35 protein-coding genes are annotated in these 24,608 nt (G+C 63.8%); 10 read left to right on the top strand and 25 right to left on the bottom strand.

Annotated features, from left to right (window positions below):
- Positions 1 to 171: 171 nt before the first annotated feature.
- Positions 172 to 297: a hypothetical protein gene (locus ACM6JT_RS29340; RefSeq protein WP_414857773.1), complete on the top strand. Its 126-nt coding sequence runs from the start codon at positions 172 to 174 to the stop codon at positions 295 to 297.
- 212 nt (positions 298 to 509) lie between these two features.
- Positions 510 to 965, top strand: coding sequence for a hypothetical protein (locus tag ACM6JT_RS29335; protein ID WP_414857772.1), 456 nt, complete (start codon positions 510 to 512; stop codon positions 963 to 965).
- 362 nt (positions 966 to 1,327) lie between these two features.
- Here the strand turns inward: ACM6JT_RS29335 and ACM6JT_RS29330 are convergent, their stop codons facing one another.
- From ACM6JT_RS29330 to ACM6JT_RS29265, 14 genes are all read right to left on the bottom strand, one after another.
- Positions 1,328 to 1,633 (bottom strand): H-NS family nucleoid-associated regulatory protein, encoded by a 306-nt coding sequence (locus ACM6JT_RS29330; RefSeq protein WP_414857771.1) that lies wholly within the window; start codon positions 1,631 to 1,633, stop codon positions 1,328 to 1,330.
- A 74-nt stretch (positions 1,634 to 1,707) separates the two neighbouring features.
- Complete coding sequence (locus tag ACM6JT_RS29325; RefSeq protein ID WP_414857770.1) at positions 1,708 to 1,965, bottom strand: DUF2274 domain-containing protein; 258 nt, start codon at positions 1,963 to 1,965, stop codon at positions 1,708 to 1,710.
- A gap of 14 nt (positions 1,966 to 1,979) precedes the next feature.
- A complete protein-coding gene (locus ACM6JT_RS29320; protein ID WP_414857769.1) occupies positions 1,980 to 2,453 on the bottom strand; it encodes a hypothetical protein in 474 nt (157 codons plus the stop codon).
- 11 nt (positions 2,454 to 2,464) lie between these two features.
- Positions 2,465 to 3,235 (bottom strand): ATPase, T2SS/T4P/T4SS family, encoded by a 771-nt coding sequence (locus ACM6JT_RS29315; RefSeq protein WP_414857768.1) that lies wholly within the window; start codon positions 3,233 to 3,235, stop codon positions 2,465 to 2,467.
- Entirely contained in the window at positions 3,235 to 3,744 is a 510-nt protein-coding gene (locus tag ACM6JT_RS29310; RefSeq protein WP_414857767.1) for a histidine ammonia-lyase, read from the bottom strand. Before ACM6JT_RS29310 ends, ACM6JT_RS29315 begins: the two co-directional genes overlap by 1 nt.
- A 5-nt stretch (positions 3,745 to 3,749) precedes the next feature.
- Complete coding sequence (locus ACM6JT_RS29305; protein WP_414857766.1) at positions 3,750 to 4,550, bottom strand: hypothetical protein; 801 nt, start codon at positions 4,548 to 4,550, stop codon at positions 3,750 to 3,752.
- Positions 4,547 to 4,849, bottom strand: coding sequence for a helix-turn-helix domain-containing protein (locus ACM6JT_RS29300; protein WP_414857765.1), 303 nt, complete (start codon positions 4,847 to 4,849; stop codon positions 4,547 to 4,549). Before ACM6JT_RS29300 ends, ACM6JT_RS29305 begins: the two co-directional genes overlap by 4 nt.
- A gap of 10 nt (positions 4,850 to 4,859) precedes the next feature.
- A complete protein-coding gene (locus ACM6JT_RS29295; protein WP_163008988.1) occupies positions 4,860 to 5,102 on the bottom strand; it encodes a helix-turn-helix transcriptional regulator in 243 nt (80 codons plus the stop codon).
- A 124-nt stretch (positions 5,103 to 5,226) separates the two neighbouring features.
- Positions 5,227 to 5,772 carry a hypothetical protein gene (locus ACM6JT_RS29290; protein WP_414857764.1) on the bottom strand — a complete coding sequence of 182 codons (546 nt, stop codon included), beginning with the start codon at positions 5,770 to 5,772 and terminating at the stop codon, positions 5,227 to 5,229.
- A gap of 19 nt (positions 5,773 to 5,791) precedes the next feature.
- Positions 5,792 to 6,316, bottom strand: a complete 525-nt coding sequence (locus ACM6JT_RS29285; RefSeq protein WP_146230271.1) for a hypothetical protein — start codon at positions 6,314 to 6,316, stop codon at positions 5,792 to 5,794.
- Between the two features lie 32 nt (positions 6,317 to 6,348).
- On the bottom strand, positions 6,349 to 6,816 hold the full coding sequence (locus ACM6JT_RS29280; RefSeq protein ID WP_110422295.1) for a hypothetical protein: 468 nt from the start codon (positions 6,814 to 6,816) through the stop codon (positions 6,349 to 6,351).
- Positions 6,817 to 6,879: 63 nt separating this feature from the next.
- Positions 6,880 to 7,284, bottom strand: coding sequence for a hypothetical protein (locus ACM6JT_RS29275; protein WP_414857763.1), 405 nt, complete (start codon positions 7,282 to 7,284; stop codon positions 6,880 to 6,882).
- Positions 7,277 to 7,726: a hypothetical protein gene (locus tag ACM6JT_RS29270; RefSeq protein ID WP_414857762.1), complete on the bottom strand. Its 450-nt coding sequence runs from the start codon at positions 7,724 to 7,726 to the stop codon at positions 7,277 to 7,279. Before ACM6JT_RS29270 ends, ACM6JT_RS29275 begins: the two co-directional genes overlap by 8 nt.
- A gap of 186 nt (positions 7,727 to 7,912) precedes the next feature.
- On the bottom strand, positions 7,913 to 8,200 hold the full coding sequence (locus ACM6JT_RS29265) for an XRE family transcriptional regulator (protein ID WP_110422292.1): 288 nt from the start codon (positions 8,198 to 8,200) through the stop codon (positions 7,913 to 7,915).
- Between the two features lie 422 nt (positions 8,201 to 8,622).
- Between ACM6JT_RS29265 and ACM6JT_RS29260 the strand changes: the two genes are divergently transcribed.
- Positions 8,623 to 8,847 carry a hypothetical protein gene (locus ACM6JT_RS29260; protein WP_414857761.1) on the top strand — a complete coding sequence of 75 codons (225 nt, stop codon included), beginning with the start codon at positions 8,623 to 8,625 and terminating at the stop codon, positions 8,845 to 8,847.
- A gap of 220 nt (positions 8,848 to 9,067) precedes the next feature.
- On the opposite strand, the gene ACM6JT_RS29255 is transcribed toward ACM6JT_RS29260, so the two are convergent.
- The 3 genes from ACM6JT_RS29255 to ACM6JT_RS29245 all read right to left on the bottom strand — a co-directional run bounded on the left by ACM6JT_RS29255 (position 9,068) and on the right by ACM6JT_RS29245 (position 11,536).
- Positions 9,068 to 9,499 (bottom strand): helix-turn-helix domain-containing protein, encoded by a 432-nt coding sequence (locus ACM6JT_RS29255; RefSeq protein ID WP_105132323.1) that lies wholly within the window; start codon positions 9,497 to 9,499, stop codon positions 9,068 to 9,070.
- Positions 9,487 to 9,768: a type II toxin-antitoxin system HigB family toxin gene (locus ACM6JT_RS29250; RefSeq protein ID WP_175003389.1), complete on the bottom strand. Its 282-nt coding sequence runs from the start codon at positions 9,766 to 9,768 to the stop codon at positions 9,487 to 9,489. The genes ACM6JT_RS29255 and ACM6JT_RS29250 overlap by 13 nt, the downstream gene beginning before the upstream one ends.
- 427 nt (positions 9,769 to 10,195) lie before the next feature.
- Positions 10,196 to 11,536, bottom strand: a complete 1,341-nt coding sequence (locus ACM6JT_RS29245; RefSeq protein ID WP_414857774.1) for a right-handed parallel beta-helix repeat-containing protein — start codon at positions 11,534 to 11,536, stop codon at positions 10,196 to 10,198.
- A 78-nt stretch (positions 11,537 to 11,614) separates the two neighbouring features.
- On the opposite strand from ACM6JT_RS29245, the gene ACM6JT_RS29240 reads away from it, so the two are divergent.
- A complete protein-coding gene (locus tag ACM6JT_RS29240; RefSeq protein WP_414857760.1) occupies positions 11,615 to 12,142 on the top strand; it encodes a hypothetical protein in 528 nt (175 codons plus the stop codon).
- A 43-nt stretch (positions 12,143 to 12,185) separates the two neighbouring features.
- Here ACM6JT_RS29240 and ACM6JT_RS29235 read toward each other — a convergent pair whose 3' ends face one another.
- Positions 12,186 to 12,926 carry an SDR family NAD(P)-dependent oxidoreductase gene (locus ACM6JT_RS29235; protein WP_034184783.1) on the bottom strand — a complete coding sequence of 247 codons (741 nt, stop codon included), beginning with the start codon at positions 12,924 to 12,926 and terminating at the stop codon, positions 12,186 to 12,188.
- A gap of 115 nt (positions 12,927 to 13,041) precedes the next feature.
- On the opposite strand from ACM6JT_RS29235, the gene ACM6JT_RS29230 reads away from it, so the two are divergent.
- Entirely contained in the window at positions 13,042 to 13,656 is a 615-nt protein-coding gene (locus ACM6JT_RS29230) for a TetR/AcrR family transcriptional regulator (protein ID WP_175749795.1), read from the top strand.
- A 33-nt stretch (positions 13,657 to 13,689) separates the two neighbouring features.
- Here the strand turns inward: ACM6JT_RS29230 and eco are convergent, their stop codons facing one another.
- Positions 13,690 to 14,190 carry a serine protease inhibitor ecotin gene (gene eco, locus ACM6JT_RS29225; protein ID WP_034184781.1) on the bottom strand — a complete coding sequence of 167 codons (501 nt, stop codon included), beginning with the start codon at positions 14,188 to 14,190 and terminating at the stop codon, positions 13,690 to 13,692.
- A 143-nt stretch (positions 14,191 to 14,333) separates the two neighbouring features.
- Between eco and ACM6JT_RS29220 the strand changes: the two genes are divergently transcribed.
- On the top strand, positions 14,334 to 14,687 hold the full coding sequence (locus ACM6JT_RS29220; protein ID WP_414857759.1) for a hypothetical protein: 354 nt from the start codon (positions 14,334 to 14,336) through the stop codon (positions 14,685 to 14,687).
- 182 nt (positions 14,688 to 14,869) lie between these two features.
- Here the strand turns inward: ACM6JT_RS29220 and ACM6JT_RS29215 are convergent, their stop codons facing one another.
- Positions 14,870 to 15,271, bottom strand: coding sequence for a hypothetical protein (locus ACM6JT_RS29215; RefSeq protein WP_034184779.1), 402 nt, complete (start codon positions 15,269 to 15,271; stop codon positions 14,870 to 14,872).
- A gap of 117 nt (positions 15,272 to 15,388) precedes the next feature.
- Here ACM6JT_RS29215 and ACM6JT_RS29210 point away from each other — a divergent pair, with 117 nt between their 5' ends.
- Positions 15,389 to 15,769, top strand: coding sequence for a DUF5594 family protein (locus tag ACM6JT_RS29210; RefSeq protein WP_414857758.1), 381 nt, complete (start codon positions 15,389 to 15,391; stop codon positions 15,767 to 15,769).
- A gap of 185 nt (positions 15,770 to 15,954) precedes the next feature.
- Entirely contained in the window at positions 15,955 to 17,322 is a 1,368-nt protein-coding gene (locus ACM6JT_RS29205; protein WP_414857757.1) for an MFS transporter, read from the top strand.
- 37 nt (positions 17,323 to 17,359) lie between these two features.
- Here the strand turns inward: ACM6JT_RS29205 and ACM6JT_RS29200 are convergent, their stop codons facing one another.
- From ACM6JT_RS29200 to ACM6JT_RS29190, 3 genes are all read right to left on the bottom strand, one after another.
- Positions 17,360 to 17,956 carry an AAA family ATPase gene (locus tag ACM6JT_RS29200; RefSeq protein ID WP_034184776.1) on the bottom strand — a complete coding sequence of 199 codons (597 nt, stop codon included), beginning with the start codon at positions 17,954 to 17,956 and terminating at the stop codon, positions 17,360 to 17,362.
- A complete protein-coding gene (otsA, locus tag ACM6JT_RS29195) occupies positions 17,949 to 19,370 on the bottom strand; it encodes an alpha,alpha-trehalose-phosphate synthase (UDP-forming) (protein WP_414857756.1) in 1,422 nt (473 codons plus the stop codon). The genes ACM6JT_RS29200 and otsA overlap by 8 nt, the downstream gene beginning before the upstream one ends.
- A gap of 135 nt (positions 19,371 to 19,505) precedes the next feature.
- Positions 19,506 to 19,703, bottom strand: coding sequence for a hypothetical protein (locus ACM6JT_RS29190; RefSeq protein WP_105393780.1), 198 nt, complete (start codon positions 19,701 to 19,703; stop codon positions 19,506 to 19,508).
- Positions 19,704 to 19,949: 246 nt separating this feature from the next.
- Here ACM6JT_RS29190 and ACM6JT_RS29185 point away from each other — a divergent pair, with 246 nt between their 5' ends.
- Together ACM6JT_RS29185 and ACM6JT_RS29180 are read left to right on the top strand one after the other, a co-directional pair.
- A complete protein-coding gene (locus ACM6JT_RS29185; protein WP_235212583.1) occupies positions 19,950 to 20,540 on the top strand; it encodes a hypothetical protein in 591 nt (196 codons plus the stop codon).
- The gene (locus tag ACM6JT_RS29180; protein WP_175749798.1) at positions 20,537 to 21,031 is read left to right on the top strand and encodes a hypothetical protein; all 495 of its coding nucleotides are present in this window, start codon (positions 20,537 to 20,539) and stop codon (positions 21,029 to 21,031) included. The genes ACM6JT_RS29185 and ACM6JT_RS29180 overlap by 4 nt, the downstream gene beginning before the upstream one ends.
- 75 nt (positions 21,032 to 21,106) lie before the next feature.
- On the opposite strand, the gene ACM6JT_RS29175 is transcribed toward ACM6JT_RS29180, so the two are convergent.
- Entirely contained in the window at positions 21,107 to 22,444 is a 1,338-nt protein-coding gene (locus ACM6JT_RS29175; protein WP_034184771.1) for an AAA-associated domain-containing protein, read from the bottom strand.
- A 22-nt stretch (positions 22,445 to 22,466) separates the two neighbouring features.
- Positions 22,467 to 24,224, bottom strand: coding sequence for an ABC transporter permease (locus ACM6JT_RS29170; protein WP_034184770.1), 1,758 nt, complete (start codon positions 24,222 to 24,224; stop codon positions 22,467 to 22,469).
- Between the last annotated feature and the right edge of the window lie 384 nt (positions 24,225 to 24,608).

Here is a 24,608-nt window from a genome sequence, read left to right as displayed (position 1 = left end):
ACCGTGCAATAACTGCTGACCGGAGAAATCCGATGAAGACCGTGCTGAAGAGATTCTCACTTGCCGTTGCGCTGCTGGCCTCGCTGGCCGGTGGTATTGGGGTCTACGCGGTGGCGACTGCGCCGGCGGCTCACGCCGACCCGTGCAATAACTGCTGACCGGAGAAATCCGATGAAGACCGTGCTGAAGAGATTCTCACTTGCCGTTGCCCTGCTGGCCTCACTGGCCAGTGGCATTGGGGTCTACGCGGTGGCGACTGCGCCGGCGGCGCACGCCGACCCGTGCAGCGGTTGCTGATCAGGAGAATCTGATTAGAAAGGTGATCAAGAGGCTTTCGCTTGTCTTGGCGCTGCTGGCCACTCTGACCGGTGGCATTGGGGTCTACGCGGTGGCGACTGCCGCGCTAGCCCACACTGGCACTTGCAGCGGCTGCTGAAATTGCGCTGGGAGTCCCGCCGACTGCGGTGGACGGCAATCGCTTGATACGTCTGATGACACAGGGAATAGTCATGCGCGGAATGATCGGGATTATTGGTGCTGCGGTCCTCGCTTTCGCGGTCGGTCGTATTGCCTGGGCTGAGATGTGGGTAGACTATGCGCCGTCCAAGGAGGTCTGGGAGGTCACGCAAGTTAGGGTGCCACCTAGCAAGGTCGACGACTATCTCAAGAACCTGCGGCGGGGCTTCGTGCCAGCTGAGGAGGTTGCCAAGAAAAACGGCACGCTGCTGGACTACCGGATTCTGGTGAACAGCCACCCGGGCGCTGCAGGCGCCACCATCCTCATAATGGAGCAATACGCCAACTGGAACGCACTGGCGCCCGACAAAGAGCGCGACCTCAATCAGCGCGCCGAGCTACGTAAGACCGTTCCGAAATCCGAGGCTGACAAACTGACCGACGAGCGCGACGCCTATCGAACATTCGTCGATGCGGCCACATACTGGGGAGTGCAGTATGGAAAGTAGAGAGTTAGACGGTTCAGGCTCCCAATGAGAAACGGCATGTTCGTGCCGTTTTCTGGCTTACGGATTCATTGCGACGCCGCGCCCGATTACTAGACTAGCAGGCTGTCGAATTTAGGCCCGTGCGAACGGCCGTTATGGCTTGGAAGACGCCGTCGAGGTCATGTCGGGCCGAAGGGCCGAAGCGGGTCGTTCAGCGACATTCGAAACGCCCGACAAGACGCCTAGAGTACGAACAAGTCCGAATCTTGAAGGCACCCTTCGCGGTGTAATACCGCCCCGTACACACTGCGATACTTTGAATCTCCATAAACGTCCTCAGTAGGTTGATTGTCAAAACGGGGCTGCGCCCCGCTCTGTGGTTGTCACTTGCTTTGCTTGCCAGGACGGTCAATCAAAAACTCGGCGGGGTCGCGGCCCTGCATCCAGCCAGGCGGCCGACCGCGCCCCGTCCACGTGTTGCCGGTCGTGGGATCACAATATTTGACCTTCGGCTTGCCGAGCTTGAAACGAGTGCGCTGCGTCAAATCGACAACGCGAATGCTGTACTGCTGCATCAGCTCCCGAATCTTGGCGAACGCCAGCTCGCGCTCGTGCGCGAAAGCTTCATCCACTTTCCGCTGGATTGCGTCGCGCTCAGCGATGAGTTCCTCATAAGTTTGGGTTGGCATTATTTTCCCCACGTTACTCTGATGGTCAACAGGTATGAACCTCCGGACGGTCACCTCGCACGTCCCCGCTTATATCAATTGCCGCTCTTATGGGTGGCCTTCCACGTCTGGAACGCCTTGTCGCGTTTCAGGTGCTGTACGAGTACATGCTCGATGATGAAGTCGAGCGACACCTCCGCACCGTTCATATCCTGATAGGCCCGCTGGTAGGCGAGCAAATCGGCGTGCACTTCCTGCGACAGGTTGACCGGCAGCTTCGTTTTTTCAGGCTCACGTTTGACGATCGGCAGCAGCAGGCGCGGGGACGATTTGCGGGTAGGTTTCTCAGTCATGGTTGTTTAAGTCCTCAGTGTTTGCGACGGATCGCTTTGATGACATTCAGCGGCCAGAGCCACACGTAATAAAGCCGCACGTCGATGCGGCTGTGCCAGTTGAGTCCGGCGAACAGCTCGGCAGGCACGGCCCTGACGAGCGAACAGGCGACCAGGCCGATGACGACATACACACCGAACGACAGGATGGTGTTATTCGTGACTTGAAAGCCCGTCTGGCGCATGAGGTAGCTGGCGAGGCACATGAACCCGATCAGGACGCCGGCGTTGATCGCGCGCACGCGTACAGCTTTCTGCCGCGTCATGTTCAGGTCGCGTTGCTTGAGCTGGTATTGCTTCTGTTCATGGGCGACGCGCTGGACGTGATCGAGAACCGTCGCGCCCTTTATGCGCCCCCATAGATAGGGAGCGAGTTTCCGGTATGCGATCGTCGCAACGATCGCGGCCGCGACGAGCCAGAAGATATTGGTGTGATTCAAATGGTTCATGGCCCTCCTCCTTATCTCGCGGCGTTTTGCTTCTTGAAAAGCGGGTCATAAAGCAGCTCTACAACGTCCCAATCCTTCATGTAGATGATGAGGTCGAGCGTCGCGTGAATCGTGCGCAGGATCATGTCGTAGTCGAGCATCCGGCCGACCTCGGACGATTTCACAAGGTCCGCGATACGGCTCGGCGTCTCGGCCGCGCTGTTGGAGTGCGTCGAGAAGATGCCGCCGGGGTGGCCGGTGTTCGCGCTCTTGATGTAGTCCCACGCGGCATCGTCGCGCAGCTCGGTCAGGAAAATGCGATCAGGCGACAGGCGCATGGTGGTTTTCAGGCACTCGCGAGCCGAAAGACGCCCTTCCTGTTCGCCGTATAGTCGCTCGTCCGTCCAGCGACCGAAGCCGCGGATGAATTCAGGCGCCGGCTTATCGGTGGCCGCTGCCTGGCGCGCGAGGCGCTCCATCGTCGCGATCGGGCGCATTTCCATCGACGCGATGCATACCCGGTCGCCGGCCGACATGGCATGAAGCATCACCTCGCCGAGGACGGCGGACTTGCCGTGGCCGTTCACGCCGCCCCACAGCGTCACCTCGCCCTCGCGGAAGCGGAGCGAATCGCCAACGGTGGCCCAAGGCGACTCGGTACCGGGCGCGACTTCCTTCGGGCTGTGCAGGTGCTCGACCAGGTCCTCGATAAACTCGCTCGCGCGGCGCACGTCCGCTCGGCCGTCGTCTGTATCGTTGAGATAGGCGTTCCAGTCGATCGAATCGGGAATCGTTCGGGCCATCAGGCCACCTCCTTGGCATTCTCATGAGCTTCGGCGACCACCTGCATTGCGAGGTCGCAGGCGTCGTCGTACGGATTCGGAATCGTGTCGCCCAATACGTCGAACAGGCGTCGAGCAAGTACGTGCGACGCGGGCCAACAGATCGGTGCGATCGCCATCGGGAACCAGTCAAACAGCGCGAAATCCTGTCCCGGGACAACATGCGCCTCGCCGCAATGCACACGCGGACCTTCGCGGAAGGTCAGCACCAGCGTGTCAGGTACTGCAGCGGCGATATCCGACAGCGTGCTCAGAAGGTCACTCCACGGCACGTGTATGGACGCGAACACCTCGACGTCCAATGCTGTAACCGGTCGCCAGTCGTAACGCTCGCTTGGCGTCGCGCTGAGCGTCACATTCGCCCATGACAACGGACCGACAAGCGTGACCAACACCGGTAGTTCCGGCACGTTGCCGCTCTTGCGCATAGCTATCAGCTCGGATGAGTTCTGCGGAAAACGTAGGTTCATGGCCATCACCCGAAGATCCCTTCGGCCTGGTGGCCATTAACGCGTCCGGACGGCTCGCTCAACCACGATGCGTTGAAGCCTCCCCATCCACGAATGACGCAGGTGCGCACTGCGTCCGCCATCGAGATCCCCGCTTTGTCTGCCTCGGCTTTTGCATCATCGAAAGCCGTCACAGTCGGCGCCAGACGCTTGGTTTTGCGAACTGCAAGCCAGTCCTTCGCGATCTCAGGCGGAACTCCGAAAGACTCGAGATGCGCCTGCGCATCGAAGCGCGGAGCGCGTTGTTTTTGTTTGTTTGAAGACGAAGATGAAGATGAAGAGCCGTCACCTAAGGGGGGCTTTGGTGAAGCTTTGGTGCTATCGCCCAAGGCCACCTTTGGTGCTGCCTTCAGTGCATCATCGCCATCGATTGGGAAGCGAGACGATTCACCACGGACCGAGCGCACATGCTCGTCCTTGACCATCCTCGAGGAGTACCAGATCGGCCCTTCCTGCTCCGCGATGAGCGTTACGGGATCACCGTCACGTCGACCGGATCTCGGAACGTAGATGAACGCAGCGCACGTCTGCCCTTTGTCGGCTCCCTTCAGCACGCCCTTGGTGATGATCGATCTGAGCATCGCGAGCGGAGCACCGATCGCCTGCGCAATTTCTTTGAGCGGCCAGCGGAGAACGCCGTACTCTTCGGAATCGTGCAGGAGGCACATCACGTCGATCCAGACGCCCTTCTCAGCATGAGTACAGCGTCGGAGGTTGCTGTTCGCCTGCCAGTCGCCTGGATAGAACTGGAATGACGGCCGCGTCATGCCGCTACCTCCCGCATCAGGTGGTAGCGTGCAACGCGATGCCAACTACCTTCGGGCGTAGCTTCCTGGGTCCAAATCGTCGAGATCTCGACCCCGATGCGCCGCAGCTCCATGATGCGCGCCGCCGGGTGCATGACGTCAATTTTGTGCCGCGCATCTAACGTCGATAGCGAGCCGTATTGACGCAGGAAATCGAGAATTCGATGCCGTTGAGCTGCGGCATCGTTGCTGCTATAGTGAGCTTGAGCTTTGTTTTGAGCCGCACCTTCAAGGGTGGCGGCTTTTTTATTGTTTGTCATCGATGCCCCCTCACGCAGCCATCGCTTGCGCTTGGTAGGCGGCTGGGTTCTTCATCCAGCGGTGCACTTCCTCATTGCTGTAAACCGTGCACCGTTCAGTCCAGCGCTGCGGCTGCGGGGCGCGACCTTCTTTCACTAACTTGCGCCACGTTTCACGGCTGACCGGAATGAACAGCTGAAGCTGATTCCAGCGCGAGAAGCCGACCGCGGGAAGCGTCGCGAGGGCCTTATTGGTTTCGGCATTTGCACGCATGCTTTGTCGCTCCTTGGCGTCGTTTGCATGCTGCTCATGGTGGGAGTATAAAATCCCCGATCCGAATTAATCTACAGCTTTAATTTCCGGCAAATGCGATCGATGTGCCGCAGATCGTAGCGCCTTAGGTCCCGAGCTTCAGGATTGTCTCGTCCCATTCAGACACAGTGCCCGTCGCCTCGTGGTAGCGAAACGCATCCCGACATACCTTCGTCCACCGGGCATTCTTCGCATTTTCATACTCTTGACGTAAGCGCTCTGCCGGATCAGCACCACTAACATAGCTTTTCCACGGTTCCCGTTTAGCCAGATGACCGGCCGCAGCCTTGATGCTCTGCCGCGGATTCCTCTGTCGCTGTCGCTCTAGCTCCACTGCGAGGTAACCCCTGGCGACATCATCCCACTTCGTCTTCGGTCCAGCGCGCTTGACTTCGGTTTCGACCTGGAAACCGGGGATCAGGTCTACCGCCATAGACATGGCAAGCGCCACAAAATCTCCTTGTTGAACCCCGTAATGCTTGAACAGAAGTGGCAACTTCTCTGTCCTTGCGACAGAAATCGACTCGCTGTACTTCCGACGCGCAGCTTCCTCAGAATCGACGAATTCGAACAGCGATGGTGGCTTCACGAATATCGGCTTGCCAAGTGAACCTTTGAACTTCGTTTTCATATGTATCAAGCAGAGGAAACTAATACGGCAGCCAAGACAGGTCGGCACACTTGCGAATGCGCTCGGATATCTGCGGCGCACATTTCTGGGCGCACTGCATCCCGCCTTGGTCATTGTCCGGAGTACGAGGTTCAGGAATCGAGGTACAGACTCTCGCGCAAGCTTTGATTCCTTCGTCAGAACCTAACGTTGCCAGGTCCTGTCTACCACGCTGCTCGGCGGCGGAAAGACCAACCGCCGCGTTATCGTTCGCAAGTGCCTTGGGGAGAACATATGCGCGCAGCCGGTTCGCTCGGTCGGTGAGAGCGACGATGGAGCTAGCTGTTATGTTGTCGAGCTTGGTCCCCGCCGCGCCAGCGTCCAACAACTGTTTGCGCGTTGCCTGAAGATCCGAAAGCATCGCCTCCGAAATGCTCAAGCAATATGCAGCACGCAGATCGTCGTCTGTTGGCTGATCATACAGTTGCTGAGCGCTGGCCGATAACACATGCAGACACAACGCTGCGCCAATATATACGCCGCCCATGACCCAAATTCCTTTCATCGATTTCGTCCGCTTCGGTTAACTGACAGCCGTTAGAACCGGTCGTCATTCGCGGCCGCTCTCACCTCGAAACGCCGCATCTGCCACCCGCGGATCTGCACCAGCGCTCTCGCCCATTGCGCCGGGGAGAGGACGCGCCAGCCGGATTCGGGGCACGGCCACAGGCGCTTTACGCGGAATGCCATGATGTCCGACCAATTGGGGTTGGCTGGATTCGCCGCATCGGATGGCGTGTATAGGGCGACATAGGCCGGCACATCGGCGATCTGAGCCAGATGCTGTATCACGCCAGCCGGCTTCTCTTGGCCGATGTCGCGGGCCACTTCAACGAGAGCCAAGGGAATCTTGGCGCCGTTGTCGTATTCCGTGAACAGCACCGAATCGAGGTCAACCATCGTCAGTGATTCGGCTTGAGTCGCCTGCAAATATCGGCGAATCGACGGCGCACGATGCCACGCACCGTATGCGCGGTCGCGAACTTCGTATTGTTCGAGCCTCATAACCGGCTCCTATGGAAGAGCGGCCACCCTCACGAGCAACCGCAGGGGTAATTGTTCTTGCGATTAATCGTCCGGGTCACCGCACAGCAGCCAATCCATGAAGTCGCCCACCTTGGCCGGTAAGCAACGCGCGAACGCTTCCCGATCGATCGCCGTCGGAATTACTTCGATCATCATCACTTCGTCGATCGGCATGCTCAGCGACACCGCATCGCCATCACAACCACCGGAAATGGGTAGATCCCCGACTGCTCGTGCGGCTTCGATATGCGACTCAAGGCGCTCGTACTCGCTCATCAGCCGGTTGCTAAATCTCTCGAAAAGCGCATCTCGGTCGTACTTCGCGGGTTCGAATTTGGAAAGGTCAAGCAAGAGCGCATATCTGAAGTTGCTGTCCTCGTCGTACAGCATCGATATGCCCGGAATACGGGCCGGCAGTGCCGACAGCGCGGGATTGGCGTTAGTCATGGCTCACCTCTTCGTCGCACGCCACCGAGCTTTCGGGGTCGTAAGGGGCGGTGCCATTTCTCATTGCACGCAGCCCAAGTATCGTGGCGGCGGCCAAGCGTTCGGAAAATCCGTGCTCGATACCCCATCCAGCGCCGTCTCGAGTGTGGTTCCATTCGCGGGCCATGATGGCGTACAGGACGGCATCGAAGGCTTCTTCTTCGTCCTTGGCGGCCAGCTCTGCAATCTCGGCGAAATATCGTCGCCCGACTCGGACGCCATCGTGCCAATACCCGTTCATATCGTGCGAGACGTTCCAATTGGACCTAATACCAGGGCTGTCGTCGGTCGCTGTAAACGACAAGTCGCGTCGCGTCGCAATTTCTAAGTCGGTCACGGGCGAGTCAGTGCCGGTGGTTTTGCGCGATGGGCGCTCCTGCTCGGTAAAATAGATGTCAGCCATGATTCAAGCTCCTTACGGCTTGGTTGTGGTCAGGCGGCCTTGGTGCGCCAACACCTTGGTCGCCGCTCTTCGTTGCTAGATGTGTCGAAATGATTCTGCACGTTGACGCCGAATATCGTATTCGCCTCCCCATAGCAAGGCGGCCCTCGTGACAACGGCGACGCAGCGAAGCTGTCGCTACCGCAGTTATTCCTCGTGGGTGGAGTCCAGCACTTCGGCGTTGAGATCGATGGTCGCGCCGATGTCCTGCATACGTTTAAGTACGCGATTGAGCGTCTTTTCATCCAACTCAAGCCGAGCCGCCGCAAAGAACAGCATCTGCGGCCCCATTGGGCGCGGTGTGTTTCCGCCCGTATATTTGCGCCACTGGTGATCGCCAGCTAGGCCGAATAGTTCTGCAAGCTGTTTACCGGTATATCCCAGCTCGTGCTTGAGATCGGCAAGGTTCTTCGTCGTCGGGGGGGTGTACAGCATTGCGGTATGCCTCGAATGGGCGAGCGTGAAACAGGAATTTCATGGTCTTTCCTTTCGGGATGAGGGCTGCGCAAAGTGCACTACCACATGAACACAATATTAGACCCCTAGGGTCTAATGTCAAGAAATATCGCACAGATTGCTAGGTCAGAAGTACTACTAAGTATGATGCCGGACCGGAACAGAGCTCCGGTCGCTGTAGCGGCAATCCCCAGACTTTCAGGTTCAGTACCAATACGTGCTAGAAGCAGATGCATTCCATGGAAACTCCAAATCCGAGCAGAATCCTGGCGGCACACCCTCCGTCACGAAGCCGTCTTGTCGGGCGAAGTATCTTGATATGACTCGGCCGACGTGTCCTCGGCTGGGGAACAACCGCAGCATCGTGCTAGCATGCACCATCGAGTTCGTGGAGCACTGCCGTGGCGCGAATCCAAACCGAAACCGGCGTCCGCAACGTCCAAACCGACACTTACAAAGGTCGAACGATCGAGGTCGTGACCGGCTACGAAATCCGCTCCGACAAATGGCCGTTCCACGTATATATCGACGGGCACAAGGTAGTCGGCCAATTCATTGCTGACCAGATGGATGAAGCCTTCGACGGTGGCTTCCAAATCGCCGAATCGGAAATCGATCGGACATGAAACTGGCGGCTTCCGCTGGTTTTGCGCCTACCCCATACTTGACGAGCGCCTGCCTGGATGCGCGAAACCATTCATCGCCGGAGGACGAGCACAAGGTCGGCCCAAGAGAACAAAGCCCCGCTCGGGGCGGGGCTTGATGTGATACGCCCGGGCTCGGGAGGCTGTCGCAGCATGGCTGCGGCGGACTTAGGACGGCTCGCGCCGTGGACGGTCGAATCAATCAGATCGGCAGGAATACCACTGGGTTCACATTGAATCGACGGCCCAATGCCGCGATCTGTCGTACATTCAACTCCCGCTTCCCACTGAGGATTTCCGAAACAACCCCCTGACTCCCAATCTCGGGAAGATCAGCCTGTCGGACATCATTCTCCAGCATCAGATATTTGAGGACATCAGCGGGAGATGCATCTGGCAGTTGGTGATGTCCTTCATCATATTCACTGATAAAGTCGCCCAGCGTGGCGGCGAGTGGCGCGAGTCTATGCCCTTCGTCAGCTGCGCCTGCGTCAAGCAGCGCATTCAACGCTCGCACAGCGAAGTCGTACTCAATATCCGAGTTGATCGGATGAAGCGGCACCTTTTGGGAGATAGCCTCGAAGTGCGCGGCCAGCTCCTCGATGTCATTCCGCGTAAGATTCAAGGCTTCCATTTGCTGTACTCCTTGTGCGTGAATACATGACGCACATATAACGTCTGCACATTAAAGTGCACTGCAGCAATGATCCGGAACTTATTGCCGCCGATATCAAACACGTAGAACGCCCCAACCTTGTCTGTCGCATTGAAGGCTTTCTTCAGGTCCGCAAAGCTGCCGAATGTTCCAGCCTCGATCGTCTTCCTCCATATCTGGAGCGGCACGCCAGCGTCCGGATGCTTGGCGGCGAAGTCGGTCAAGGCTTTGTTGGAGATGACTCGCATGAAGCGACAGTATCTCAGCTTGAGATTGCAACCAAGCGTTGTTACACATTAGGTGATTTAGCTTCCATCCGAGCCATTCCTTTGCTGGATGAAGCCCCACCACCACTGCCTCATGTTCCAGCACTTGGGCGCAAGGGATGGCGACTTGCATGTGCTTCGCGTATTGCCCGAACGAGCTACACGCGAGGGCACCGAATCGGTGCCACGATTCACCCCCGTTTCTTCAGCAGCTCCTTTCAGGGGCACTTTTGGGGGCACAAATCCGTTGTATAGCGCGCAAACCATTTACTGAAAAGCAAACATGAATTCTGTCGGGGACCAGAAAATTTCCCGCACGCGCCCCTGTTTACGACTTGCCGTCGGACTCGACCTGCCGGAACCGCGCACGCAGAACGCCGTCAGGCGACCGCACCCAGTCCCCCGCTCCTCACATCACCCCCGTCCGCACCTGCGGCATAAGACTCGCATCCGCCCCCGTTACGGTAAGCGCCCCCGTCGCCGACGCCCCTGACGGCCTTGCCAGCACGCTGCCGTCGCCCAGCCGGTTCGCATCGACGACGATCTGGCTCGCCGCACAACCACTCGACAGCAGCGACACCGGTGAGCCGGCGATCGACGAGAATGTGTTACCCGTCACGCTGAACGAGCACACGTTTCCATACGCCCGGAAACCCGCATAACCGGCCCCCGATACACGGTTGCCGGTCACCGCGACGTCCGTGACCGTTCCCGTCCACGTGTCGAGCTCGATCGCCGCCTGCTGCGTCGGCTGCAACCCGTTGTTCACATTCGAATTCTGGATGTTGGCCACGACATTGCCGGTGATCACGACGTTCGACACGCCGTAGGTCTTCCAACTGTCCTCCTGTGCAACCAGGATGCCGGCCGCCTTCTGCACGCCGTCGACCGTATTGTTCGAGATCGTCACGGCCTGGCCGCCGACCACCGAAATGCCGCGCCCCCATGCGTTGCCGGACACCGCGTTATGGTCGATCAGCACATTGCTGTTGACGCGGCCGTCGCCGACATAGCTGACGACGGCGATCAGGTCGTCGCCGGTGCCCGTCACCGTATTGTTCTGCAAGAGCACGTTGGTCGAACCGTAGGTCGTGTGGATGCCGTCGGCCAGCGTCGCACGAACCGTATTGCCGACGATCGCAACGCCGCTGCCGCCGAACACGAAGATTCCGCCACTGGCGCCGCCGTCGATCGTCACGCGAAGCACCTGGACGCCCGCCCCCGTCACCTCGACCTTGGTCGAAGCCGGCGTCGTGAGCCGCGTCGTGCCGGTGCCGGCCAGCGTCACGCCCACGAGCGTCGAGCCGGCGCCGCTCATCACGATCGTCTGGTCGGCCGGATTCGTGGCGGCCAGCGTCGCGCCGTATCCGGAAACCACCACCCGGGGCACGGTCACCGCGAGCGAATGCCCGACGACGTAGCGGCCCGGCGCGATGACCAGGCGCTGGCCCGCCTTCAGGCTGTCGAATGCCTTTTGCAGCGCGTCGGCCTGATCGCTGCCGTCGGCGGCCGGAAAGACCGTCACGTCGGCGACGAGAACAGGATTTGCGCCAGGGGTGGGCGAAAGCGTCGCGCCGGCCGGACTGGCCGTCGGCGCCGGGCTGGTGGGATTCGTCGATGAAGGCGTCGTGCCGGATGCCGCACTGGCAGGCTCAGCGGCGGATGTAGGTGTACTCGCAACCGTCTGCGTTGCCGGCGCAGCATTGTCGCCGCCGCACGCAGTGACGCCAAGACAAAGCGCGGCAAGCATCACTCGATCGACTGTACGCATACGATTTCTTGCGAGCCCGAGGTGGCCTCATCGTAAGTACGCCCGGCGTTTTTGTAAATGAACTCCTTCGCCCGCCCCGCCGCGCTGTGCGCCTCACGCACAAACCGTCGGCGATCCTCTCCAATTCATTTCGATGACATGCGACATGCGATCGCACTTTGCCCGATCGCCCCGGACACGCATCGGGCATTGCGTAGAATCCCGAACCTTTGCATGTACAACGGACCCAAGGACCCGACCATGATTCGAACGATCGCGGCACTGGCCGCGCTTTCGACCCTGACCGGCACGGCGAACGCCGCCGATACCGGCACCGCATCCGGCACCGCGCACGCGAAGCAGCGCTATGTCAGCCCGGGCATCGCCAACGTCACCGGCGCGGCAGCGCCGCGCCCGGAAAGCGCGTCCCCGGACGCACGCTGCCGGGAACTGGCCGCCGGCATCGACGCTGTAACGCATGCACCCGACCGCGGCCAGAAAATCGTGCGCGGAATCGGCCCGGACGGCAAGCCGCGCAACGAACTGCGCGCTTACGACAAGCGGGCCGACCTGGAAACCGAGCATCAACGGCTCGGCTGCCGATAACGAACGCAACGCCGCCCGGCCAAATCACGCCGGGCATCGCCATTTACGCGTTCGCGCCACCATCGATCGTCAACCCGGTCCCGTTGATCGACCGCCCTTCCGGCCCGACGACGAACGCAACGAGCGCCGCCACGTCATCGGCCTTGCCGTACTGCGGAATCGCCATCCGCGAACGCTGCGCACCGGCATGTTCGCCGTCGGCCGGATTCATGTCGGTATCCGTCGACCCCGGATGCACGATGTTGACCGTGATGCCGCGCGGCCCGAGATCGCGCGCGAGCCCCTGCGTCCAGCCGATCAGCGCGGCCTTGCTCGCCGCATAGAGGCTCATCCCCGCATCGGGCACGCGCGTCGCGAGGCAACTGCCGGTCGACACGATGCGCCCACCCTCCCCGAGATGCCGCGCCGCCGCCTGCGACGCGACGATCACCGCGCGCACGTTCACGTTCAGCGTCGCGTCGATATCGTCGAGCGTGAGGTCGTCCAGCGCGCCTGCGCGGAAGATCCCCGCGTTGTTCACGAGGATGTCGAGACCGCCGAACGCCTCCGCGGCACGATCGACCGCGTTGCGCACCGCCACCGGATCGGCACTGTCGGCCTGGATCGCGACGGCGCGCCGACCCAGCGCCTCGATACCGGCGACGACGGCCTGCGCCCGCTCAGCCGATTTTTCGTAAGTGATCGCGACGTCCGCGCCATCGGCCGCCAGCCGTTTAGCGATGGCCGCACCAATGCCGCGGCTGCCGCCCGTGATCAGTGCACGCTTGCCCTGAAGTCGATTCATGTTCGTTCCTTTCCTTATTTATGTAACGGTCGACACAGAATGTGGCACGTTGCGCGGCGCTGTCAATTGAATTATTTTATCGATCGATACAGATATCGACGAAGGGATGGATGCAATGGCTGAACGGGGCCGACCGAGAAGCTTCGACAAGGAAGCGGCGCTGGATCGCGCAATGGAGGTGTTCTGGCGGCTCGGCTACGAGGGTGCGTCGATGGCGGACCTGACGGCCGCGATGGGCATTGCGTCACCGAGCCTGTATGCGGCGTTCGGCAGCAAGGAAGCGTTGTTCCGGCAGGCGCTCGAGCACTACCGCGCAACGGAGGGACGGGAAATCTGGGACGGCGTCGAACAGGCCGGCAGCGCGCACGACGCCATGCGGAACTACCTGATGGATACCGCGCGCGTGTTCACGCGGCGCTCGAAGCCGGCCGGCTGCCTGATCGTGCTGTCGGCGCTGCACCCGGCCGAGCGTTCCGACACCGTCCGGCAAACGCTGATCGCGATGCGCGAAAGCACGGTCGATGCGTTGCGCGAGCGCCTCAGGCAAGGTGTCGCGACCGGCGAGATCGCGGCACACGCGAACCTCGATGCAATCGCTCGGTACTACGTGACGGTTCAACAGGGGATGTCGATCCAGGCGCGCGACGGCGCGAGCCGTCGCGATCTGGAAGCGATCGCGCAGGCCGCGCTGGCCGCGTGGCCGGCGCTCGTCGGCGCGAGCGGCGTCTAGCCGCAGGACGCCGAAGCCGCGCGAGCCGCTACGTTACTGCTTCGCCGCGTGCTGCACATCCTTCGACGCATGCCACACGCGATAGCGCACCTCGAAGCCGTCCGGCACATACACGACGAGCGGCAGGCGGCTGTTGTAGCGCAGCAGTTGGCCGTCGCCGCGCACCTGCACGAACCGTTGCTGCGGCGCCTGGCCCGGGCACGCCATCAGCGTCGACGCCGGCCCCTTCACGTCGGTGAGCCGGTAGTACGTATAACCCCAGCCCTTCACGTCCTCGGCGGTCAGCTCGCCGCCGAACCACTGCTGGTTGCAGTCGGTCTGCAGCGTCTTGCCGATCATCAGCTCGACGCGCGCATCGCCCTCGTTCTCGAGCGCGGGCAGCGCGATCACGGCGCGCTGCTGGCCGGCCGCTGCTTGCGGAAACATCTTGATCGACTCGGCCGGCACGGCGGCCGTCGATGCGGGGCCAGCCACGCACGCGGCGGCAGTCGTGACGCAGAAAGCGGCCAGCGCGGCCCGGATCGCGAATTTCATCGATGTGCTCCTGAAAAACAAATGAGCTCCGGATGCTAACACTTTCGTCGCAAGACCTTACGGCGCTGTAATTTCACGACACAATTGCAAACAGCCGGCAATCCCCGTGCGCGGTACTTATACGGAAACCAACGGAGATCATCATGCTGAAGCTCATTGCTGCCGCCGGCGTCACCGCCCTGCTGGCCGGCTGCGTCGTCGGGCCGGACGCCGGATACGGCTACGGATCGACCTACTATTCCGATCCGGGCTACGCGTACGGCCCGGCCTACGCGCCGTCGCCCGTGTACGGCACGGTCAACATCTGGGGCGGTGGCGGCGGGCGCGACTGGGATCGCGACCGCCGAGGCTGGGATCACGACCGCGGCGGCTGGGATCGCGACCGCGGCGAGCGCGCCCGTCACGGCGGCTGGGGCCGCGGCGACGGACGCCGCGCCGACTGGAACGACGGCGGCGGCGGGCGCGGCCAGGGCAACGGCGGCGGTCATCGCCACTGACGCAATTGCAACCGTTTGTATCCACGCACGGCCCGCCCGTGGTTGCTACAAGCCGATAGACGGCCGTAAAAAAAACAAGGCCCTCGCATCACCGCGAGGGCCTTTTGTCGTCAGGCGTACCGGAAGTCAGGCGATATCAGCAATCCCGCGCCGCCCTGCCCACACGCCACATGCGTGCCCGCTTACCACCCGGCCGGCTGCGCATAGCCGCGCGACACCGGCGCACCGCACACATACGCGCGCTGGTAGCGGTCGTAGCAATAGTTCGGGCCGTCGTCCTGATACTCCGCCTGCTGGTAGGTCGGATAGGCAGGCTGCTGGTACGCAGGCGCCTGATAGTACGTCGGCGGCTGATAGGCCGGTGCCTGGTAGACGGGCGCCTGGTACGCGACGGGCGGATTCATCGCGGACGTCACGATCGCGCCCAGCACCGCGCCGCCGATCAACGCGCCGATGACGGCGCCGCCGTCGCGGCCATGCGCTGACGCCGGGCCCGCCACGGCGAGCGAACCGGCGAGGACACACACTGCGGCAATCTTTTTCATGATGGACTCCCACGCGAAGTGGTACTGGATGCGATGCATTGTGGCGGCACGCGGCCGTAATAGATGCAGCAAGTGGTAACGCGCCATTACGCGTATCACGCACACCGAATCGCATCGCCGCCGTGCTACGATTTTCGGCACACAGGAGACGCCTTCATGCAGCCCGAAACCGCCCGCCGTTTCGATACCGAATTCGCGCCGCGCATCGCGCAGGCAATCGCCGCCTTCTTCACCGATCACGTGCTGACCGACGTCGTCCCGTACGGCGGGCACGGGCACCCGACGCGCGTACAGATCCGCAGCGCGCCGCACGAGCATGTGAGCGGCTTCGTGCATCCGCTGAATCTCGAGCTGACCTGGGACACCGATGAAATCGAGCGGCTGATGGAGCCGGACGGCCCGCAGCGCTTCGAGCACTACCTTGCCGCGCTGCCGAAAAAGCTGGGCGCGTGGCAGGGCGCGCGCGACATCGATCTCGCGTCGCGCACGCAGGCCGACCCGCTCATGCGGCTCGGCGGCCTCGACTTCGAAGGCTGAGTGCCCGCGCCGGCCGGCAGCCGCGCGCGCCGGCGTCGCGCAATGCGGCCCGGTGATACACTCGACCGGCCCCGGTCCGGCGCAGCCGCGCGGGCCGGGCCGTTCATCGCCGCCTCCGCCCTTTCGCATGGTTGCGCACGCAACCGGCAACCGGGCGCGCGGACAACCACGCTTTCGCTCCAGCCATGAACGCCGATACCGGCCTGCCGCTTCCGCAACGCTACTGGGCGATCGTCTGCGTCGCACTGGGCATCACGCTCGCCGTGCTCGACGGCGCGATCGCGAACGTCGCACTGCCGACCATCGCGCGCGACCTGCACGCATCCGACGCCGCGTCGATCTGGATCGTCAACGCGTACCAGCTCGCGGTCACGATCACGCTGCTGCCGCTCGCGTCGCTCGGCGAGCGCATCGGCTATCGCCGCATCTACATCGCCGGGCTCGCGCTGTTCACCGCGGCGTCGCTCGGCTGCGCGCTCGCCGGCTCGCTGCCGACGCTGGCCGTGATGCGCGTGATCCAGGGCTTCGGCGCGGCCGGCATCATGAGCGTCAACGCGGCGCTCGTGCGGATGATCTACCCGTCGTCGATGCTCGGGCGCGGGTTGTCGATCAATGCGATGGTGGTCGCGCTGTCGTCGGCGATCGGGCCGACGGTCGCGTCCGCGATCCTGTCGTTCGCGTCGTGGCCGTGGCTGTTCGCGGTCAACGTGCCGATCGGCATCGCCGCGGTACTCGGCAGCCTGCGCGCGCTGCCGGCCAACCCGCTGCACGACGCGCCGTACGATTTCCCGAGCGCGCTGATGAACGCGTGCGTGTTCGGCCTGCTGATCACGGCCGTCGACGGGCTCGGCCACGGCGAACGTCATGTGTACGTCGCGGCCGAGCTGATCGTCGCGTTCGTCGTCGGCTACTTCTTCGTGAAACGCCAACTGTCGCAGCCGGCGCCGCTTTTGCCCGTCGACCTGATGCGCATCCCGATGTTCGCACTGTCGGTCTATACGTCGACGGCGTCGTTCACGTCGCAGATGCTCGCGTTCGTCGCGCTGCCGTTCTGGCTGCAGAATTCGCTCGGCTTCTCGCAGGTCGAGACCGGCCTGTACATGACGCCGTGGCCGCTCGTGATCGTGTTCGCCGCGCCGCTCGCGGGCGTGCTGTCGGACCGCTATTCGGCCGGCATCCTCGGCGGGATCGGGCTCGCGCTGTTCGCGGCCGGGCTGCTGTCGCTCGCGACGATCGGCGCGCACCCGGGCACCGTCGACATCGTGTGGCGGATGGCGCTGTGCGGCGCAGGCTTCGGGCTGTTCCAGTCGCCGAACAACCGCGCGATGCTGTCGTCGGCGCCGCGCGAGCGCAGCGGCGGCGCCGGCGGCATGCTGAGCACCGCGCGACTGACGGGCCAGACGCTCGGCGCCGCGCTCGTCGCGCTGATTTTCGGGCTCGCGCCCGATCGCGGGCCGACGGTCGCGCTTTATGTCGCCACGGCCTTCGCGGCGGTGGCCGCGGTCGTGAGCATGCTGCGCATCGCGTCGCCGCGGCCGGACGCGGCGGCCTGACACCAACGCGCGCCGCCCCCACCGGCGCCCCCGCGCGTCAGGCGGCGTCGAGCGCGTCCATCACGAAGCGCACGCGCGCCTTCACGCTCACGCGCGGCAACTCGATCAGCCGGTACCCGTACGACGTATAGCAATCGACCATCGCGTCGTAGGTGCGCACGGCTTCCGCGAAATCCTGCCGGCGCTCGGTGTCCTGCGCATAGATGTCCGGCCAGGGCGGCGCGATGAACACGCGCCGGTGATAACGGAAACGGCGCGCCGCGGCTTCCGCGTGCGCGGGCACGGCCAGCCCCGTCAGCCGCAAATAGCCGACCACGTCCGGCACGCCGCGGTCGAAGAACACGGGCCCGCGCGCATGCCGCGCGAGATGGTACGAGCGCATCTCCCAGCTCAGCATCAGCTCGGCGAACGCGGCCGGGTCGCGCCACGGCAGCGCGTGGCCGTCGACGGCCACCTGGTCGCGGATCACGCCTCGCCCGGCCTCCTGCGAGCGCGCGAAACCGGCGCGCTCGAGCGCGTCGAGCAACGTGCTCTTGCCCGAGCCCGGGCCGCCCGTCACAACGAAGAAACGGCCGGTGGCGTCGTCGGTAGCGTCTTCGCGCTCGGCCCCGGCTCCCTGCGCGAACTCACGCATGCGCGACCCGCCGGCCCGCGCGCTGCGTGACCGATACGGCCGCCGCGACACTGCGCAAGTCGGCGACGAACGTATCGCGCCAGACCGACAGGTCGTTCTCCCGCAGCCGCGCGAGGTTCTCCTCGTGACGCGCCTGGCGCTCCGCGAGCGGCATCGACAGCGCGCGCTCGAGCGCCTCGGCCATCTGCGACAGGTCGTACGGATTGACGAGAAGCGCGCCGGTCAGCTCGGCCGCCGCGCCCGCGAACTCCGACAGCACGAGCACGCCCGGATCGGCCGGATCCTGCGACGCGACGTACTCCTTCGCGACGAGATTCATCCCGTCGCGCAGCGGCGTCACGTAGCCGACCTGCGACATCCGGAAGAACGCCATCAGCAGGTTGCGCTCGTACTTGCGGTTCAGGTACTGGATCGGCGTCCAGTCGAGCTGCGAAAAACGGCCGTTGATGCGTCCGGCTTCGCCTTCGAGCGTTTCGCGGATGTCCTGGTAGGTCTGCACGTCGGAACGCGTCGGTGGAGCGATCTGCACGAGCGACACGCGCCCCTGCCAGCCCGGCGCGTTCGCGAGCATCCGCTCGAACGACTGGAAGCGCTCGACGAGCCCCTTCGAATAATCGAGGCGGTCGACGCTCATCACGAGCTTGCGGCCGTCGAGCGCCTCGCGCAGCATCTTCACCGGCTTGCGCGCGCCGTACTGGACGGCCGCCTGCGCAATCGCGTCCGGATGCACGCCGATCGGATAGGCGGCGACCTTCACGACGCGGCCGTGCGCGTGCAGCATCCCGTCGTCGCTCGCCGCGCCTATGCCGCGCCGCTCGACGTAGTCGGTGAACGCCTGCTTGTCGGCATCGGTCTGGAAGCCCGCGACGTCGTACGCGCACATGAACTTCACGAGTTCCTCGTGCGGCGGCACGAGGCGCAGCATGTCGGGCGACGGAAACGGGATGTGCAGGAAGAAGCCGATCGGGTTCTTCACGCCGAGCTCGCGCAGGAAATGCGCGAACGGCAGCAGATGGTAGTCGTGTACCCAGATCAGGTCGTCGGGCCGCAGCAGCGCGGCGAGCTGCTTCGCGAGCATCGCGTTCACGCGCAGATACCCTGCGTACTCCTGCCGGTCGAAGCGCGCAAGATCGCCGCGGTAATGGAACACCGGCCACAGCGTCGCGTTCGAGAAGCCGCGGTAGTACTGGTCGTAGTCACGCCGGGTCAGCCCGACCGTCGCGTAGGTCACGTTGCCGTCCCGCTGGATCGCGGGCTCGGCGTCCGGTGCACCGACGATCTCGCCGTTCCAGCCGAACCAGACGCCGCCCGTTTCCTTCAGCGCGTCCATCACGCCGACGGCGAGGCCGCCCGCGCTCGGGCGCGTGTCCTCGCCGGCGGCGACACGGTTCGATACCACGATCAATCTGCCCATGCGGCTTCCCCTCCTCGATTCGATTGGCTGGCGCGGCGCGCGCGCCAAGGCGGACGCGGCTGCCCGACGGCGGCCGCGCGGCGATTCAGTTCCGAGAAATGCAATGAAATGCGGCAGCGGAATGCGACGACGGGATCAAGCGTCCTGCTCCTGGCCGAGGTCGCGTTGATAGTCGAGCCCTTCCGGGCGGGCGCCGCCCTGGTTGTGATCGCCGTCGGACGGCGTCTCGCCGGGCGCGCCGGCAGGCGGTGCGGATGGTGCGTCGGTGTGCGGACGCGGTTGGTCTGCTCCCGCGTCGGGTGGCCGGTGCGAAAACCGTTTCGAACGGCGCATGGCTGGGTGTCTCATATGCGGTGCGGCTCGAAGCCGTCGTAGAAACATTCCATAACAAAACAGTCTAGGTCGGTTCCTTGCGCGCCAAGGTAACAATTACCTTCAATTTGTAACGTTTCGACCCCTCGTCAGCCACCTGTCCGAAAATAGCGCCGCGCGCACGCGCGGCATGCCGTCCGGCGATTTGTCAAAGCTTTGCATTTTTCCTATGACAATTGCGAAACAATGACGCGGCATGGGGCGCGCATGCGTCGCCGCTCACCCAGACAGGACTTGCATTCAGGGATGAACACTCGTTTCGAATTGTCGCGCCGGGCCATGCCGGCGCGCGTCGTGCTGGCCGCACTCGCCACGGCTGCACTGCTGTCCGGCTGCAACTCGCTGTACAGCGAAGGCGCGACAGCCGGTGCCGGTATCGCGGGCGCCGCGATCGCTTCCAAGGTCACCAACAACGCCGCCGTCGCGACGGGCATCGGCCTCGGCGCCGTGGCCGGCGCGCGTGCGGGTGTCCAGTACTCGCAGCGCGTCGCGCACCGCTATACGCAGGAACAGATCGCGAAGGCGGCCGGCCCGCTCGACGTGGGCGGCGTCGCGCCGTGGTCGACGCACCACTCGTTCCCGATCGAGGACGACGAGCAGGGCCGCGTGACGGTCAGCCGGACGATCAGCGTCGGTCCGCTCGACTGCAAGGAAATCGTGTTCGCGGTCGACACGCCCGCGAAGGCCGACAAGGCTGCGCAATCGGCGTTCTATGTCGCCACCATCTGCCGCGACGGCCCCGTGTGGAAATGGGCGTCGGCCGAACCGGCAACCGAACGCTGGGGCGCGCTGCAATGAGCGTCGCGATCCGTATCGCGGCGATCGGCGCGCTTTGCGCGGCGGCGGCCACGCTGTCGGGCTGCGGGTCGGTCGGCGCGGCGAGCGGCGCGCTCGCCGGCGCGGCAACGGGCCTCGTCACCGCGAACCCGGCGGTCGGCGTCGGCGTCGGGATTGCCGTGCAGGCCGCGACCGACGAGGCCGTCAACCGCACGATGAAGCAGCTCCATCAGAACCAGCAGGACGCGATCGCGAAGGCGGCCGGCAGCCTGGCCGTCGGCGAAGTGAAACCGTGGAAGGTGAAGAACACGCTGCCGCTGGAAAACGGCGAAGGCGAAGTGCGCGTCACGCGCGCGTACTCGTCGGCGCTCGCGCTGTGCAAGGAATTCGCGTTCTCGGTGAAGGACGGCGACAAGGCCGACTGGTATTTCGCGAATGCGTGCCAGCAAGGCACGCACTGGAAGTGGGCGTCGGCCGAACCGGCCGTCGACCGCTGGGGCAATTTGCAGTAACTGGGCGATGCGCCGCGCGTGATGCATGCGGCGCGGCGCACGCGGCTGCCGGGCCGCACGGCCCGGCACGATCGATCAGGACTCGACGTCCTCGAGGCTGAAGATCTCGGTCTGATCGTTGTACGAGAAGATCTCGCCGTAACGGCCCCAGTCGATCACCGCGTCGAGCGTTTCCTCGGCCGCGCCGTCCGACAGGGAATCCTCGAGCTCCTGCTCGAAGCGCACACGCGGCGCACGATGGCCCGGGCGCTCGTTCAGCACCTTCTTGATCCGTGCGGCCAGCGGCACGTGCTTCAGCAGGTGATCCGCGAACATCAGCTTGCGCTCCTGCGTGCCGAATTCCGCGAACACGCGCCCCGGCGGCGTCAGGAACACGTCGCCTTCCCGCACGTCCGCGAAACCGAGGTACTGCAGCACTTCGGCGATCGGAAACAGATCGTCGACTTCCAGATGCAGCGTGCGCGCGATTTCCGGCATGTCCGCGCGGCCGTGGTACGGCGCCATCGCGAGCGTTTCGATCAGGCCGGCCATCAGGTTGGTCGACACCTGCGGCAGCCAGCTGCCGAGCTCGAGCCCCTTCTTCGTCGCCTCGCCGGTCTGGCGGGCCGTCATCTTCGCGTAGATATCGTCGACGAGCTTGCGGAACGCCGGATCGAGCCGGTTGCGCGGGTGCTTGAACGGCACCTTGATCTCGGCGATCACGCGGCCCGGATTCGACGACAGCACGAGAATCCGGTCGCACATGAACACGGCTTCCTCGATGTTGTGCGTGACGATCAGCACCGACTTGATCGGCATCCGGCCCTGCGTCCACAGGTCGAGCAGGTCGGTACGCAGCGTTTCGGCGGTCAGCACGTCGAGCGCCGAGAACGGTTCGTCCATCAGCAGGATCGTCGGATCGACGACGAGCGCGCGCGCAAAACCGACGCGCTGGCGCATGCCGCCCGACAGCTCGCGCGGATACGCGTTCTCGAAACCGTCGAGACCGATCAGGTCGATCGCGGCGAGCGCGCGCTCGCGCCGCTCACGCGCGCCGACGCCAAGCGCTTCGAGGCCGGCCTCCACGTTCTGCAGCACGGTCAGCCACGGAAACAGCGCGAAGGTCTGGAACACCATCGCGACGCCTTCGGCCGGGCCGCGCAGCGGCTGGCCGAGGTAGGTCACTTCACCGCCGGTCGGCTCGATCAGCCCGGCGATGATTCGCAGCAGCGTCGACTTGCCCGAGCCCGAACGGCCGAGCAGCCCGACGATCTCGCCTTCGCGCAGCGACAGGTTCGCGTCGTCGAGCACGAGCAGCTCGCCCTGCGTCTTGTTGAAACCGCGGCAGACGTGATCGACGCGCAGGATTTCCTCGCCGAGGCGCGGCGGCTGGGACGTCTGGACGGGGGCGTTTACAGCATTCGGATTGTGCATCGCGTTTCGCTCTCAATCGGTCTCAGTCGAGCCGCAGCTTCGCTTCGGCGAAGGCATACAGCGGACGCCACAGCAGACGGTTGAACAGGGTGACGAACAGGGACATCACGGCGATGCCCAGGATGATCTTCGGAAAGTCGCCGGCGGCGGTCGTTTGCGCGATGTACGCGCCGAGGCCGTGCGCCTCGATCTTGGTGTTGCCCCACTGCACGGCTTCCGACACGATGCTCGCGTTCCACGCGCCGCCCGATGCGGTGATCGCGCCGGTCACGTAGTACGGGAAGATGCCGGGCAGAATCGCCTGCCGCCACCACTGCCAGCCGCGGATGCGGAAGTTCGTCGCCGCTTCGCGATAGTCGTTCGGGTAGGACGTTGCGCCGGCGATCACGTTGAACAGGATATACCACTGCGTGCCGAGCACGATCAGCGGCGACAGCCAGATGTCGGGGTTCAGGTGGAAGCGCGCGATCACGATCACGAACACCGGGAACAGCAGGTTGGCCGGGAACGCGGCAAGGAACTGCGCGAGCGGCTGCAGCTTCTCGGCCAGCCTCGGGCGCAGCCCGACCCACACGCCGATCGGCACCCAGATCACGGACGCGACCGCGATCAGCACGACCACGCGCAGCAGCGTGATGAGCCCGAGCATGAGCACGTGACCGACCTCGGCCATCGTCACGCCGGTCGAAACGAAACTGACGACCCGCCACACGATATAGGCCGTGCCGATCAGCACGAGGGTCGCCCATGCGATGTCGACCGTGCGCGACGCCTTCTTCTCGACGCGCGGCAGCGTGAAGCGCATCGCGCCCGACAGCGGCAGGCGCAGCGGAATCCGCGCCGCCTTGGCGAAGAACCAGCCGGCCGGCACGAGCAGTTGATGGATCAGGCGCGTGCGGCGCACGAGGTCGAGCAGCCAGGACTCCGGCGCATTGCCCGAGCTCGTGTTCTCCATCCGGAACTTGTCGGCCCACGCGACGAGCGGGCGGAACAGGAACTGGTCATAGGCGAGGATCACGACCGTCATCGTGAGGATCACCCAGCCGATCGCGCCGAAGTTCTTGTCCGAGATGGCCTGCGCGAGATACGCACCGATCCCCGGCAGCGTGATCGTCTGGTTGCCGACGGTGATCGCCTCCGACGCGACGACGAAGAACCAGCCGCCCGACATCGACATCATCATGTTCCAGATCAGGCCCGGCATCGAGAACGGCACCTCGAGCTTCCAGAAGCGCTGCCAGGAAGTCAGGTGGAAGCCCCGCGACACTTCGTCGAGATCGCGCGGCACCGTGCGCAGCGACTGGTAGAAGCTGAACGTCATGTTCCACGCCTGGCTCGTGAAGATCGCGAAGATCGCCGCAAGCTCCGCGCCGAGCACCCGGCTCGGGAACAGCGCGAGGAAGAACGTGACCGTAAACGAGATGAACCCGAGCACCGGCACCGACTGCAGGATGTCGAGGATCGGGATCAGCACCATGCCCGCGCGGCGGCTCTTGGCCGCGAGCGTGCCGTAGACGAGCGTAAACACGAGCGCCGCGACCATCGCGGCCAGCATCCGCAGCGTGGTGCGCAACGCGTATTCGGGCAGGTTCGACGGATCGAGCGAGATCTTCTGCGTCTGCAGCACGCCGATCGGCGCCATCGTTTCGTGGAAGCCGACGACCGCCATCGCGATCAGGCAGATGATCAGCGGAAACGCGATGAAGTCCCACCGGTTCGGCAGAACGCGCCACGCGGACGCGTTGGCGGTCCGGTTCGGATTGAAGAATCCGACGTCCATCAGGCGCCCTCCCCGGTAAGGCCGAACGAAGCCGGCAGTCGATGTTGATTCATGGCAAAGCGCACGGGCGCGGTAATTCGATTGACTGACGATCTCGCGCGGGCGCAATGCGCCGTGCGTGCAAGCTGCGCCCCGCGCGGTCGCGGTCGAGTCGGCCCGCGACGGCACGACACTACACCAACCTGTATTTCAGGTACAACCGTCCGGGGACGGCGCGACGGCGCCCGCCGCGCAGGCGGCGCACGGATCGTGCCCGGCGCGCGGGCGGACGGCGGGTGCACGGTACGGAGCAGCCCGGCCGCAGTCCTTCGGCCGGCATGCAGGCCCGAATTATGCCGTGATCCGGGCCGGCCGTGAACCCGCCAGCGGCACGCGGGTGCAAAC

This window comes from Burkholderia sp. IT-111MI5, assembly GCF_949752865.1.
In the GTDB taxonomy this organism is placed as follows: Bacteria; Pseudomonadota; Gammaproteobacteria; order Burkholderiales; family Burkholderiaceae; genus Burkholderia; species Burkholderia pyrrocinia_C.
Note: the sequence above shows the minus strand (reverse complement) of the source record. Positions and strands in the feature narration are given on the sequence as shown.